Origin of the sequence: Pseudomonas hygromyciniae, from assembly GCF_016925675.1 — a bacterium.
In the GTDB taxonomy this organism is placed as follows: Bacteria; Pseudomonadota; Gammaproteobacteria; order Pseudomonadales; family Pseudomonadaceae; genus Aquipseudomonas; species Aquipseudomonas hygromyciniae.
On the sequence record NZ_CP070506.1, the window covers coordinates 243,474 to 256,866 of the forward strand.

General features: G+C 62.1%; 11 protein-coding genes. 4 read left to right on the forward strand and 7 right to left on the reverse strand.

Annotated features, from left to right (window positions below; all coding sequences use genetic code 11):
• Window positions 1-126 precede the first annotated feature (126 nt).
• Window positions 127-1,287, reverse strand: a complete 1,161-nt coding sequence (locus tag JTY93_RS01015) for an AAA family ATPase (RefSeq protein WP_205477214.1) — start codon at window positions 1,285-1,287, stop codon at window positions 127-129.
• 151 nt (window positions 1,288-1,438) lie between these two features.
• Between JTY93_RS01015 and JTY93_RS01020 the strand changes: the two genes are divergently transcribed.
• The 4 genes from JTY93_RS01020 (at window position 1,439) to JTY93_RS01035 (ending at window position 9,024) form a co-directional block, all read left to right on the forward strand.
• Window positions 1,439-2,536 (forward strand): efflux RND transporter periplasmic adaptor subunit, encoded by a 1,098-nt coding sequence (locus JTY93_RS01020; protein ID WP_205477213.1) that lies wholly within the window; start codon window positions 1,439-1,441, stop codon window positions 2,534-2,536.
• On the forward strand, window positions 2,533-3,603 hold the full coding sequence (locus JTY93_RS01025) for an efflux RND transporter periplasmic adaptor subunit (protein WP_205477212.1): 1,071 nt from the start codon (window positions 2,533-2,535) through the stop codon (window positions 3,601-3,603). The genes JTY93_RS01020 and JTY93_RS01025 overlap by 4 nt, the downstream gene beginning before the upstream one ends.
• Window positions 3,600-6,650 (forward strand): efflux RND transporter permease subunit, encoded by a 3,051-nt coding sequence (locus JTY93_RS01030; protein ID WP_205477211.1) that lies wholly within the window; start codon window positions 3,600-3,602, stop codon window positions 6,648-6,650. Before JTY93_RS01025 ends, JTY93_RS01030 begins: the two co-directional genes overlap by 4 nt.
• Window positions 6,651-6,798: 148 nt before the next feature.
• Window positions 6,799-9,024 carry a glycoside hydrolase gene (locus JTY93_RS01035; protein ID WP_205477210.1) on the forward strand — a complete coding sequence of 742 codons (2,226 nt, stop codon included), beginning with the start codon at window positions 6,799-6,801 and terminating at the stop codon, window positions 9,022-9,024.
• Between the two features lie 84 nt (window positions 9,025-9,108).
• Here JTY93_RS01035 and JTY93_RS01040 read toward each other — a convergent pair whose 3' ends face one another.
• From JTY93_RS01040 to JTY93_RS01065, 6 genes are all read right to left on the reverse strand, one after another.
• The gene (locus tag JTY93_RS01040; protein ID WP_169991777.1) at window positions 9,109-9,375 is read right to left on the reverse strand and encodes an acyl carrier protein; all 267 of its coding nucleotides are present in this window, start codon (window positions 9,373-9,375) and stop codon (window positions 9,109-9,111) included.
• On the reverse strand, window positions 9,365-9,931 hold the full coding sequence (locus tag JTY93_RS01045; protein WP_205477209.1) for a hypothetical protein: 567 nt from the start codon (window positions 9,929-9,931) through the stop codon (window positions 9,365-9,367). The genes JTY93_RS01040 and JTY93_RS01045 overlap by 11 nt, the downstream gene beginning before the upstream one ends.
• 191 nt (window positions 9,932-10,122) lie before the next feature.
• Window positions 10,123-10,758: a class I SAM-dependent methyltransferase gene (locus tag JTY93_RS01050; protein ID WP_205477208.1), complete on the reverse strand. Its 636-nt coding sequence runs from the start codon at window positions 10,756-10,758 to the stop codon at window positions 10,123-10,125.
• A 40-nt stretch (window positions 10,759-10,798) separates the two neighbouring features.
• On the reverse strand, window positions 10,799-11,443 hold the full coding sequence (locus JTY93_RS01055; protein WP_169991783.1) for a methionine ABC transporter permease: 645 nt from the start codon (window positions 11,441-11,443) through the stop codon (window positions 10,799-10,801).
• The gene (locus JTY93_RS01060; RefSeq protein ID WP_205477207.1) at window positions 11,433-12,548 is read right to left on the reverse strand and encodes a methionine ABC transporter ATP-binding protein; all 1,116 of its coding nucleotides are present in this window, start codon (window positions 12,546-12,548) and stop codon (window positions 11,433-11,435) included. The genes JTY93_RS01055 and JTY93_RS01060 overlap by 11 nt, the downstream gene beginning before the upstream one ends.
• Window positions 12,549-12,550: 2 nt before the next feature.
• Window positions 12,551-13,360, reverse strand: coding sequence for a MetQ/NlpA family ABC transporter substrate-binding protein (locus JTY93_RS01065; RefSeq protein ID WP_205477218.1), 810 nt, complete (start codon window positions 13,358-13,360; stop codon window positions 12,551-12,553).
• Window positions 13,361-13,393 lie beyond the last annotated feature (33 nt).

The following is a 13,393-nucleotide window of genomic DNA, read 5'->3' on the forward strand; positions in this document are numbered from 1 at the left end:
CGTGGAGGGCTTTTTGGGCTGCTTCGCAGCCCAGCGCGGGGCAAGCCCGCTCGCCACAGGAGAGTTCGTCAGTTTCTGAAAGTTGTGTAGATACCTATGCCGCGACGGCGGCAGTACAGGCGCCGCCTACTGAGGCCAATGCCAAGCCGGCTCATCCAGCACCCGCTGCCCCACAATCTGTGTCTGTCCCATCACCTTCTCCAGCACAATCGAATTGCACCCCTCATCCTGCTGCAACGCCGCGATCAAGCGGCTGGCATGGGACACCACCCACACCTGACATTGCTTTGATGCCTGGATGATCAGGCGTGCCAAGGCGGGCAGCAGGTCCGGGTGCAGGCTGGTTTCCGGCTCGTTGAGCACCATCATCGTTGGCGGGCGTGGCGTCAGCAGCGCGGCGATCAGCAGCAGGTAGCGCAAGGTGCCGTCCGACAACTCCGCCGCCGACAGCGGCCGCAGCAATCCTTCCTGATAAAACTCAATGGCGAAACGTCCGCCCTGCAATGGCTCGATATGCAAGCGTGCGCCGGGAAATGCATCACTCACCGCCTGCTGCAATGCCTCGGGGTCGCCGATTTCGCGGATGGTCTGCAACGCGGCCGCCAAGTCGCGGCCATCGTGATGCAACACCGGCGTGCGCGTGCCCAGTTGCGGCAGGCGTACCGGCGCATCGGCGTCGCTGCGAAAGTGATCGTAGAAGCGCCAGCCGCGAATGCTTTCGCGCAGCATCAGCACTTCCGGCGAGCCGCGCAGGCTGCCGACCTGATCGAACAGGCTTTGATAGTTGGGCGTGTGCTGGGCCAGGACATCCCAGGTGCGACCATCACGGGCGCGGACCATCGGCCCGGAGCGCTGCACCAGCAGGCTGGCCGGGCGGTACACGTGGTCGGCCCAGATGCATTCTTTCTTGATCTCAGGGTCCAGGGAAAAATACGACTCGCTGGGTTCTGGCAAACCCAGGGAAATCGCGTAGCTGAAATCTTCCCCGGCAAAGCCCAGGCGCAAGCGCTTGGCACCTTGGGCCACGCTGGCTTGTACCGGGACTTCGCCACTGCGCATGCGTCGGCTGATATTTTCGGGGCCGGCCCAGAACGTCGAATCCAGGCCACCTTCGCGGGCCAGCGCATTGATCACGCCGCCCTGGGCGGTTTCTGCCAATAGGCGCAAGGCGCGGTACAGGTTGGATTTGCCGCTGCCATTGGGGCCTGTGATCAGGTTCAGCCGATCCAGCGGTACCACCAATTTATTGATCGAGCGGTAATTGGCTACCGCTAATGTCTTGAGCATTGAGGGCGTTCCGCGCCGGCATGGACCAACATCTTATCGTGTAGAACAGCATCATCGCAGGCCTGTAAATCACTCAGGCGAAGGCGGAACCCTGAACTAAGCTCACAGTCGCATACACACTGGCACGTCAGTATCACGCGAAGGAGTCTGCATGGGCGGTCCCACCTCAACAGTTATTTGTGGCCTTGCCCTGCTGGCATTGCTGAGCGGCTGTGGCCAGGAAAAGCCTGCACCCAAGGCTCATTCCAGGGTGTTTGTGCAAACGGTGCAGCCGACCGATTTTGCGGCGGCGGTGACCCTCACCGGGGATATCCAGGCGCGGGTGCAGACCGATTTGTCATTTCGCGTGGGCGGCAAGATTATCCAGCGCATGGTCGATGTCGGCGACCGCGTGACGGCCCGGCAAGTGCTGGCCAAGCTTGATCCCAAGGATTTGCAGACCAATGTCGATTCCGCCCAGGCCCAGGTGGTGGCGGAACAGGCACGGGTCAAACAGACGGCGGCGGCTTTTGTGCGCCAGGAAAAGCTCCTGCCCAAGGGTTACACCAGCCGCAGCGAATACGACGCCGCCCAGGCCGCATTGCTCAGCAGTCAAAGTGCCCTGGCTGGCGCGCAGGCGCAGTTGGCCAATGCCCGTGAGCAGTTGGGCTATACGGCGTTGATCGCCCAAGCGCCGGGGGTGATCACTGCGCGCCAGGCCGAAGTCGGCCAGGTGGTGCAGGCCACCATGCCGATTTTCAGCCTGGCCCGCGACGGCGAGCGCGACGCAGTGTTCGACGTCTACGAATCGCTGCTGGCGGAACCTGCGCCGGATGTACCGATCACCGTCAGCCTGCTGGATAACCCGAGTATCAAGGCCGTGGGCCGTGTGCGTGAAGTAACCCCCGCCGTCGCGGCCAGCAGCGGCACGGTGCAAGTGAAGATCGCCTTGGAGGCCTTGCCCAAGGGCATGCAATTGGGTTCGGTCGTCAGTGCCACCGCCAATGGACCAGCCAAGCCCAGCGTCGAGCTGCCATGGGCCGCACTGACCAAAGACCTCAGCGAGCCTGCCGTGTGGCTGGTGGACGCTGACGGCAAGGCGCAACTGCACAAGGTTACTGTCGCGCGCTACCTGACCGGCAAAGTGATCATCAGCGACGGCCTTAATGGCGGTGAAAAGGTCGTGGTGGCCGGTGGGCAATTGCTGCACCCAGGCATGTTGGTGGAGATCGCCCAAGCGCCGGACCAGGCCCAGGGAGTGCAGCCATGAAGCGCCTGACGCTGATCCTCGCCAGCAGCCTGTTGCTGATGGCCTGTTCCAAGCAAGAGCCGGCGCCGGAACCTGTGCGCCCGGTGCTCTGGGTCGAGGTGAAAGCCGAAGACCAGGAAAACCTCGGCCGCTTCGCCGGCACGATCCAGGCCCGCTACGAAAGCAACCTGGGCTTCCGTGTGCCCGGGCGTATCGCCCGGCGCGCTGTGGATGTGGGCGCCGAAGTCAGCAAGGGCGCCTTGCTGGCGGTGCTCGACCCCACTGACCAGCAGAACCAGTTGCGCGCTGCCCAAGGCGATCTGGCGCGGGTCCAGGCGCAATTTATCAACGCCCAGGCCAATGCGCGTCGCCAGCAGGAACTGTTCAACCGTGGTGTCGGCGCCCAGGCGCAACTGGACGTTGCCCAGACCGACCTGAAAACCACCCAGGCCTCCCTCGACCAGGCCAAGGCGGCGGTGGACCAGGCCAGGGATCAGCTCAACTATGCCGAGTTGCGCACCGACCATGGCGGCATTGTCACCGCCTGGAATGCCGAAGCCGGCCAAGTGGTGAGTGCTGGCCAGCAAGTGGTGACCCTGGCCCGTCCGGACATCAAGGAAGCGGTGATCGACCTGCCCGCCGGCCTTGCCGAGCGCCTGCCGAGCGATGTGGTGTTCCTGGTGGCCAGCCAGTTGGACCCCAGCGTCAACACCACCGCTACCGTGCGCGAGATCGAGCCCCAGGCGCAAAGCGCCACCCGCACCCGTCGCGCGCGCCTGACCCTGGCCCAGACGCCGCCGGCGTTGCGCCTGGGCACGGCGATCAGCGTGACCTTGAGCTCGGCCATCGCCCCGCGTATCGAACTGCCTGCCAGCGCGGTGCAGGATGTCGAAGGCAAGACCCGCATCTGGGTCGTCGATACGCAACAGCAGAGCGTGCAGCCCCGTGATGTGACCCTGGTCAGCCGCGATGCCAACCGTGTCGTGCTCAACGGCGGGGTGCAGCCTGGCGAGCGTGTGGTCAGTGCCGGCGTCAACAGCCTCACACCCGGACAAAAAGTCAAAACCGACGAGGACAGCCCGCGATGAAAGGGAGCTTCAACTTATCCGACTGGGCGCTCAAGCATCAGTCCTTCGTCTGGTACCTGATGTTCGTCGCGCTGCTGATGGGCGTGTTTTCCTACATGAACCTGGGGCGCGAGGAAGATCCGTCCTTCACCATCAAGACCATGGTGATCCAGACCCGCTGGCCGGGCGCAACCCAGGAAGAAACCCTCAAGCAGGTCACCGACCGCATCGAGAAAAAGCTCGAAGAGCTGGACTCGCTGGACTATGTAAAAAGCTACACCCGGCCCGGTGAGTCCACGGTTTTTGTGTTCCTCAAGGACACCACCAGCGCCAAGGCGATCCCCGAGATCTGGTACCAGGTGCGCAAGAAGATCGACGACATCCGCGGCACCTTCCCCCAGGGCTTGCAGGGGCCGTCGTTCAACGACGAGTTCGGTGATGTATTTGGCTCGGTGTACGCCTTTACCGCCGATGGCATGTCGATGCGCCAGTTGCGCGATTACGTCGAGCAGGTGCGCGCCGAGATCCGGGCGGTGCCGGGGTTGGGCAAGGTCGAGATGATCGGCCAGCAGGACGAAGTGATCTACCTGAATTTCTCCACGCGCAAACTGGCCGCCCTGGGGATTGACCAGCGCCATGTGGTGCAGAGCCTGCAATCGCAGAACGCGGTGACCCCGGCCGGGGTGATCGAGGCCGGGCCGGAGCGGATTTCGGTGCGCACCACCGGGCAATTCGCCTCGGAAAAGGATCTGGCCGACGTCAACCTGCGTCTCAATGACCGCTTCTACCGCCTGGCGGATATCGCAGATATCAGCCGGGGCTATGTGGATCCGGCGCGGCCAATGTTTCGTTTCAACGGTCAGCAAGCCATCGGCCTGGCCATCGCCATGCAGAAGGGCGGCAACATCCAGGAATTCGGCAAGGCGCTGCACCAGCGCATGGACGAGCTGACGGCCGACCTGCCGGTGGGCATTGGCGTGCACAAGGTGTCGGACCAGGCAGAGGTGGTGGAGGAAGCGGTCGGCGGCTTCACCAGTGCGCTGTTCGAGGCGGTGATCATCGTGCTGGTGGTGAGCTTTATCAGCCTCGGCCTGCGTGCCGGGTTGGTGGTGGCATGCTCGATCCCGCTGGTGCTGGCACTGGTGTTTGTGTTTATGGAGTACAGCGGCATCACCATGCAGCGGGTGTCGCTGGGCGCGTTGATCATCGCCCTTGGTTTGCTGGTGGACGACGCGATGATCACCGTGGAAATGATGATCACCCGCCTGGAAAAAGGCGAAACCCTGGAGCAGGCCGCGACCTTTGCCTACACCTCCACCGCGTTCCCGATGCTCACCGGGACCCTAGTGACCGTGGCCGGGTTTGTGCCCATTGGCCTTAACGCCAGCTCGGCCGGCGAATATACCTTCACCCTGTTTGCCGTTATTGCCGTGGCGATGCTGGTGTCGTGGGTGGTGGCCGTGTTGTTTGCGCCGGTGATTGGCGTGCATATCCTCAGCAGCAAGGTCAAACCGCACAATGAAGAGCCGGGGCGCATTGGCCGGGCCTTCAATGGCGGCATGTTGTGGGCCATGCGCAATCGCTGGTGGGCGATCGGCCTCACGGTGCTGCTGTTCGCGGCGTCGGTGTTTTCCATGCAGTTTGTGCAAAACCAGTTCTTCCCGTCGTCGGATCGCCCGGAAATCCTCGTCGATCTCAACCTGCCGCAAAACGCCTCGATCAACGAAACCCGTAAGGCGGTGGACCGTCTGGAAGCGATCATCAAGGACGATCCGGATATCACGCGCTGGAGCACCTACATCGGTCAGGGGGCGATCCGCTTCTACCTGCCCCTGGACCAGCAACTGGAGAACCCGTATTACGCGCAGTTGGTGATCGTCAGCAAAGGTCTGGAAGAGCGCGGTGCGTTGATCGAGCGCCTGCAAAAACGTTTGCGCGATGACTTTGTGGGTGTCGGCAGCTTTGTCCAACCTCTGGAAATGGGCCCGCCGGTCGGGCGGCCGATCCAGTATCGGGTGTCGGGCAAGGACATCGATCAGGTGCGCAAACACGCCATCGAGCTGGCGACACTGCTGGATAAAAACAGCCACCTGGGCGAGATCATCTACGACTGGAACGAGCCGGGCAAAGTGCTGCGGATCGATATTGCCCAGGACAAGGCGCGCCAACTCGGGCTGTCGTCCGAAGATGTGGCGCAGTTGATGAACAGCGTGGTCAGCGGCGCGGCCGTGACCCAGGTGCACGACGATATCTACCTGATCAACGTGGTCGGCCGCGCCGAAGACGCCGAACGCGGTACCCCGGAAACCTTGCAGAACCTGCAGATCGTCACCCCCAGCGGCACTTCGATTCCGCTGCTGGCCTTTGCCACTGTGCGCTACGAGTTGGAGCAGCCGCTGGTGTGGCGCCGCGATCGCCTGCCGACCATCACCATCAAGGCCGCCGTGCGCGATGAGATGCAGCCGACCGACCTGGTCAAGCAGCTCAAGCCTGAAATCGACAAGTTCAGCGCCGGTTTGCCGGTGGGCTACAAGGTCGCAACCGGCGGCACCGTGGAGGAAAGCGGCAAGGCCCAGGGCCCGATTGCCAGCGTGGTGCCGTTGATGCTGTTCTTGATGGCGACCTTTTTGATGATCCAATTGCACAGCGTGCAGAAGACGTTCCTGGTGGCCAGCGTGGCCCCACTGGGCCTGATCGGCGTGGCGTTGGCGCTGATTCCCACCGGCACGCCCATGGGCTTTGTGGCGATCCTGGGGATCCTGGCGCTGATCGGCATCATCATCCGCAACTCGGTGATCCTGGTGACCCAGATCGACGCCTATGAGCGTGATGGCTACACGCCGTGGGACGCGGTGGTGCAAGCCACTGAACACCGGCGCCGGCCGATCCTGCTGACGGCGGCGGCGGCCAGCCTGGGCATGATCCCCATCGCGCGGGAGGTGTTCTGGGGGCCGATGGCTTACGCGATGATCGGCGGCATCATCATCGCGACCTTGCTGACGTTGCTGTTTTTGCCGGCGCTGTATGTGGCCTGGTACAAAATCCGCGAGCCCAAGACCGCGCCGTAACGCAACACTGTGGTGGGGAACACAGTGTTGGGAAGGACTCTGTGGAGAGGGGGCAGGCAGTGGGGAAAATCTTTAAATGGGCCTTGGAAAAGTACCGATCAACAAATTGCTTTACCCTCGGGCTTTCGCTCCTGTGAAGGCCCACGTCATGCCCCGTAACCTGCGCCGCGCCCTGTGCATCAGCATGCTGCTGCTCTCGCCACTGGCAGTGGCCAGCACCGTTCTGGAAAACCCCCAGTGGCGCATCGAACTCGACGCGGCCACCTTGGCCGTGCGCGTCACCCCGGCTGGCGGCGAACCGGTGCAAGCCGCCAGTGGCGTGGCGGCCCATCAGGTCAGCCAGTTGAAACAGTCCAAACAACAGGCCAATTGGCAATGGGACAACGGTGCCTATCGCCTCAGCGCCACCCTCGACCAGCGCGACCTGATCATCACCGTCACCGCACGCGAGGCCGCGGAGCTTGAGCTTATCCGCCAGCCTGCCAGCGCTATGGGCAATGGTTTGATCTGGCCCTTGGCCGAGGGGCATTACATCCCTGCCGGCAATCGTCTCTGGCAAGACTTCCTGCTCGAACAGGGCGACGTGAACAGCACCCAGGACCTGAGCCTGCCGTTATGGGGCGTCGACCACGGCAGCTTTACCCTCAACTGGCTGCTGACCAACCCCTACAACAATCGCTTGCAGTGGCAGGCCGAGGGCTCGCGCCTGGGCTTGTCGCTGCACCATGAATTCACCGGCCTTGACCCCACCGCGCCCATGACCCTGCGCCTGAACCTGGGCGAGGCCGACGTGCTGGCCGGTGCCAAACGTTATCGCCAATGGCTGATAGAGCAGGGGCGCTACGAGCCTTTGGCAGACAAGCTGCAACAGATCCCCGCCGGCAAAAAACTGTTGGGCGCCAGCCATGTGTACCTGTGGGGCAATGACCTGCTGGGCCTGGGCGATGTGCGCGATTGGGCGCAGTTACGCACATTGCTGCGCGCCCCTGACGGGCTGGGCGCACAACTCAATGGCCTGCTGGACCCGCAAGCGGCGCAGGTGGTGCAAGTTACCCTGCCGTTTCTGGATCGCTATCAGCAAGGTGTGCTGCTCAGAGGGCTTAACGCGGCGCTGAACAAAAAGGCGCGGTTGAACTGGCAGGCCCAGGTGCAGCCCGATATGCAGGCACTCGCCGCTGGCTACGGTGCAGTCCGTGAGGAACTGGCGTTGGCGTTTGCCAGCGCCTTGAACTCCCCCCCTCAAGCCTGGGGCAGCACGTTGTCGACAGCCACGATAAAGACCCTGCAGGACAGCGGCCTGCAACGCCTGCTGTTGACCCTGGGGGAGGGCTGGGAAGGCGGGCTCTGGCACTCCGAGGCGGTGCGCAAGGGGGTCGAGGCCGGATACTTGATGGCGCCCTATGACTCCTATGAAACCGCGCTGGCGGATAGCGAAAACCCCGATTGGATCACCGCGCACCTGGGCAGCCGCGCCTACCGCGACTGCGCGATCATGCTCAAGAACGGCCAGCTCAAGACCGGTTTCCAGAAGTCCGGGCATTACACCGACCCGCGCTGCGTGCGCCCGCTGTTGGAGGCACGGGTGGCAGCGGTGCAGGCCCGGGCCGGGTTCAATGCCTGGTTTCTCGATGCATACGCCACCGGCATGTTGTTTGACAGCTATCGCTCGGTGCTGGGCATGACCCAGGCACAGAACGCTGAAGGTAATGTCGACGCGGCCCGCTGGATCGGCAATCACCTGCAGTTGCCAGTGGGTTCCGAAGACGGCAACGCCACCACCGCCCGGGGCGTGTTGTTCGCCCATGGCATGCAGACGCCGGTCATGGGCTGGGGCGACCGCGAGATGACCCAGGACAAGCAATCGCCTTACTACGTGGGGGCCTGGTACCCACCGGAACAGCCAGCGGTATTCTTCAAGCGCGTGCCGCTCAAAGAGCCGCTGCGCACCGTGTACTTTGCCCCGGCGATGCGCCTGCCGTTATATCAGGCGGTCTTCCATGGCTCGGTCATCACCACCCATCACTGGCTGTTCGACAGCCTGAAACTGAGCAATGTGCAGGCGGAAAACGAGCTGACCCAACTGCTTTACAACGTACCGCCGCTCTATCATCTGAGTGCCGCTACGTTGAAGCAGCGCTTGCCAATGATCCAGCGCCAGGATGGGTTCTTTCGCCCGTTGCATGAGCGTCTGGCGACCCAGGCGCTGACGGATTTTCGCTGGCTGAGCAGCGACCGGCTGGTGCAGCAGACCACCTTTGCCGATGGCACGCGGTTGGTGGCCAATTTTGCGCAGGAACAGCGGGAAGGGTATGCCGGGCGCAGTGTGACGGCGTTGGTGGTGGGGGCGGAGCCGGTGGTGTATCAGGTGGATTAGCGGTGTTCTTGAGTCCATCGCGGGCAAGCCCGCTCCTACAGGGGAATACATTCCAATGTGGGAGCGAGCTTGCCCGCGATAGCGTCAGTTGCCCCTCCGCCGACATTGAACAATCAAATCGACAACTTGCTGGATAGTCGTGATGTGATCCCAATCATCCTGAGTTGCCTGCAATTTGAATTGCCATTTGATCTGCATGACAAAGCAGGTCAGATCTTCATCAATGATCTTAAAGTCGTGGATGAAGTCCGTTTGTTCTGTCACCTGGCTTCGGTCGATAAAGCCAATGATATCGACGAAAAGCCGGATCACTTTTTCACTGATCTCGGCCCTGGTCAGGTTATTTTCCATTTCTTGCCTCATAGGCACACTTACCAATACTCACTAGATCAAAAATAGCCAAACCAGCAGCAACGAAGGGGATGCCTCGCCCGAGAATGCCAAATACCCGGACGGTACCAAAAGTCGCTTTCGCCATGCCGGCCAATGTCGGCTGTCTGATCAGTGTACGAGGGAAAAAGCGCATTCCAATGAGGCTAACCAGGTTTGTTGTTTTGCTGGAGCCGACGTGGACCCAGGTTCCCACAGCAATTTTGCTGATAGGTATGCCCGCCATGCCGGTTATAACTGTTGCTGCTGTCAAGCCGTAGTGTTGCTGTGTGCATTTCCAGAGCTCTTCAAAAGTAGTGTTCGGTACAGAAGAGTCGGCATGAGTGGGCGTGAGTAACTTGTACTTGGCGCCATGGGTCCAGCCTGGTGTATTAGGCAAAACCATGACTGCCGGGCAGCTTGTCATCGTATTTCCCAGATGAAATGCCATGCTGGCAGTCGAGCCGAAATCTATGCCATTTCGTTCTAGCTCAAGTTGGCTTCGCATGATTGCCGAATGAAGATCGCTTTCCTGCATGACGTAATCCTTGTACGTAAATGACAGGCAAGATGTTAGGTCGCAGTAAAGGACCCTAGGCGGGAGAGGGGTAAATCCAGAAAGGTCCGACGTGACAGCAGGGCTAGGCCTACTGGCTATTCAGAATGCCTGTGGGCCTGATACCGGAGGCGATCACCCGTAGGAGCGGGCTTGCCCGCGATAGCGTGCGCTCAGACAACCCCGACCTTACGCCACACACTGGCCAACCAAGGCTGCTGCTCACGCGGCAGGCCTGCGGGGCGATAGTAGTGCTCCAGCTCCACAAACCCCGCCGCAGTCAGCAGCCCCTGCCAGGCCTCAAGGTCGTGATACGAGCCATAACGCGGCCCGTTCCAGCCCTCTTGGTTTTCCCCTCGGGGGTTGGAGCTGAATAACACCCCACCCGGCTTCAACGCCCCATGCAACTGCCTGAGAATGCGCGGCAATTCCTGCTTGGGAATATGAAACAGCACCGCATTGGCAAAAATCCCATCGAAACGCTCGGCCGGCAGGTCGAGCTTGAGGAAGTCCTGGTGCAGCACTTCGCAGCCGCTGTCCTGGCGCGCCATCTGCGCAAACCGCTCGGCGCCATCGAGCCCGACGGCGATATGTCCCAGGCGGGTAAACGTCTGCAAGTCGCGCCCCGGCCCGCAGCCGAAGTCCAGCACGGTAAACGGTGCATCACCCTGGATATGCCGCAGCAACGCCTCGATGTTCTGGCTCACATCGTGGTCGCGGGTGCCTTCGCGAAAATCCTCGGCCACCTGGTTGTAGTGGCCCAGGGTGGTGGAAGTAATCTGGTCGAGGTCGTCGGGGGCGAGTTTCATGGCAGTCGGCACCAGGGCAAAGAGAGTTGCCGACTATACCTCAGCGCTTGTTCAGCCCGCGCGCCAGGCGATCGCCGCCCAGTTGGATTGCCGCCACCAGAATCACCAACAGCACAATCACCGTGAGCATGATCTGGCTGTCGAAGCGCTGGTAGCCGTAGCGGTAGGCGATGTCCCCCAGGCCTCCGGCGCCAATCGCCCCGGCCATGGCCGAGGAGTTGATCATGGTCACCAGGGTAATGGTGAACCCGCCGACAATCCCCGGCAGCGCTTCGGGCAACAGCACATGCCAGACGATATGCCAGCGCCGGCAGCCCATGGCCTGCGCGGCTTCGATCAGGCCATGGTCGACTTCACGCAGGCTGACTTCGGCGATCCGCGCAAAGAACGGCGTGGCGGCGATGGTCAGTGGCACCACGGCGGCCCATACGCCGTAAGTGGTGCCGACGATCAGGCGGGTGAAGGGGATCAGCGCCACCATCAGAATCAGGAACGGGATGGAGCGGAACAGATTGACGAACGCCCCCAGCACCCGGTTCAACGCCGGGGCCTGGTAGATGCCGCCCTTGTCGCTGGTCACCAGGAACACCGCCAGCGGGATCCCCACCAGCAAGGCGATCAACGACGACACGCCCACCATCAACAAGGTGTCGATGGCGCCCTGCAATAAACGATCAAACCACATAACCCAGCACCTCGACCTGTTGTGCCCAGCGCGTGGCGCGGGTGCGTAATGTGTCGGCGTCCAGGGTTGAGCCCGTCACCGCCAGCAGCAATTGCCCCAGGGCGTGGCCCTGGATGCGTTCGACCCCACCTTGCAGCAGGCGCACGCGCCCACCCAGGGCGCTGAACAGCGCGGCGAGGTCCGGCTCGTCGGCACTGGCGCCGGTAAACTGCAGGCGCAGCACCACCGCTGCATGCGCTGACTGCGGCGTGGCTTGCAGGCGTTTTTGCAACTCGTCGGGCAAGCCGTGTTGCAGGGGCGCGAGCAGGGTTTTGCTGACCTCATGCCGGGGGTTGCCAAATACTTCCCATACCGGGCCTTGCTCGACGATCCGCCCATGCTCCAGCACCACCACGCGGTCGCAGATTTCGCGGATCACGGCCATCTCATGGGTGATCAGCACGATGGTCAGGCCCAGGCGCTGGTTGATCTCGCGCAACAGGCCGAGGATCGACTGGGTGGTTTCCGGGTCCAGGGCCGAGGTGGCTTCGTCGCACAGCAGGATCTGCGGGTCGTGTACCAGCGAGCGGGCGATGCCCACCCGTTGTTTCTGGCCCCCGGACAACTGCGCCGGGTACGCCTTGTGCTTGTCCTGCAAGCCCACCAATTCCAGGAGCTCACGCACTTTTTGCTCGCGTTGTGGCTTGGGCACACCGGCAACTTTCAGCGGCAGTTCGACGTTCTGCCACACGGTCTTGGCCGACATCAGGTTGAAGTGCTGGAAGATCATGCCGATGCGCCGCCGCAGGGCCACCAGGCGGTCTTCGTCGAAGTCGCCGATATCCACCTGGTCGATCAACACCCGGCCGCTGCTGGGTTGTTCCAGGCGGTTGATGGTGCGGATCAGCGACGACTTGCCAGCGCCGCTGCGGCCAATGATGCCGAACACTTCGCCGCGCTGGATCGCCAGGTCGATACCTTGTAGTGCGTGCACCGTGCCGTCATAGGTTTTGCCCAAGTTGATAAAACGCACATGGGCGTGGTTCAAGTCCGGATGCAGCTCTGTCTGCCGGGCGTCCCTGGGCGGTGTGCCGAGGTCGCGCAGTTGGGCGTTGGCGGCGCTCATATTCAGCCTTCCCAGCCGACTTGGTAGAGCTTGCCCAGGGATTTATCCAGGGCTGCGCGGACCACCGGCGAGTGCTGGTAGATCTCGACGAACTTGATGACGCGCGGGTCGGTGGTGCCTTTGGGCTGGGTCACGAACTGGATCACGTATTCCGGATGGTCGAGGCCGTCGAACAGCAGCGCCGACTCGGCATTGAAGGTCTTGGACAGGCGGATATAGGCCGGGTAGCCCTGCACCAGGTCGGCGTCGTCATAGGCGCGCACCAACTGCACGGCTTCGACCTGCAGGATCTTGATCTTTTTCGGGTTGGCGACGATGTCTTCTTCGGTGGCCTTGTAGCCCACGCCCGGCTTGAGGGTGATCAAGCCCGCCTTGGCCAGCAGTTGCAGGCCGCGCCCGCTGTTGATCGGGTCGTTGGCGATGGCCACGCTGGCGCCTTGGGGCAGTTCATCGAAGCTTTTGTATTTTTTCGAGTACAGGCCCACGTTGTTGATGATCCCGGGCTTGAACGGCACCAAGTCAAAACCGGCGGCGGCCTTGGCGTTTTCCAGGAACGGGATGTGCTGGAAGTAGTTCACGTCGATATCGCCGGCGGCGAGGCTGACGTTGGGCGCGATCCAGTCGGTGAACTCCACCAGCTCGACTTTCAGGCCCTGCTTGCCGGCCTCTTCGACGGCGGCTTCCAGGGGAATGGCGAAGGCGGCGGTGGTGCCGATTTTGAGCGGCGCATCGGCGGCAAATACCGCCGAGCTGAACAGACCGAGAGCTAGGGCCAGTGCTTTGACTGGGTGGGAGAGCAGGGTTTTTTTCATCATTGATATTCCAAATGTAGGAGCGAGCTTGCT

Coding starts and splice junctions, on each gene's coding strand:
- JTY93_RS01015 (WP_205477214.1), bottom strand. CDS start 1,287: ATGCTCAAGACATTAGCGGTAGCCAATTACCGCTCGATCAATAAATTG.
- JTY93_RS01020 (WP_205477213.1), top strand. CDS start 1,439: ATGGGCGGTCCCACCTCAACAGTTATTTGTGGCCTTGCCCTGCTGGCA.
- JTY93_RS01025 (WP_205477212.1), top strand. CDS start 2,533: ATGAAGCGCCTGACGCTGATCCTCGCCAGCAGCCTGTTGCTGATGGCC.
- JTY93_RS01030 (WP_205477211.1), top strand. CDS start 3,600: ATGAAAGGGAGCTTCAACTTATCCGACTGGGCGCTCAAGCATCAGTCC.
- JTY93_RS01035 (WP_205477210.1), top strand. CDS start 6,799: ATGCCCCGTAACCTGCGCCGCGCCCTGTGCATCAGCATGCTGCTGCTC.
- JTY93_RS01040 (WP_169991777.1), bottom strand. CDS start 9,375: ATGGAAAATAACCTGACCAGGGCCGAGATCAGTGAAAAAGTGATCCGG.
- JTY93_RS01045 (WP_205477209.1), bottom strand. CDS start 9,931: ATGCAGGAAAGCGATCTTCATTCGGCAATCATGCGAAGCCAACTTGAG.
- JTY93_RS01050 (WP_205477208.1), bottom strand. CDS start 10,758: ATGAAACTCGCCCCCGACGACCTCGACCAGATTACTTCCACCACCCTG.
- JTY93_RS01055 (WP_169991783.1), bottom strand. CDS start 11,443: ATGTGGTTTGATCGTTTATTGCAGGGCGCCATCGACACCTTGTTGATG.
- JTY93_RS01060 (WP_205477207.1), bottom strand. CDS start 12,548: ATGAGCGCCGCCAACGCCCAACTGCGCGACCTCGGCACACCGCCCAGG.
- JTY93_RS01065 (WP_205477218.1), bottom strand. CDS start 13,360: ATGAAAAAAACCCTGCTCTCCCACCCAGTCAAAGCACTGGCCCTAGCT.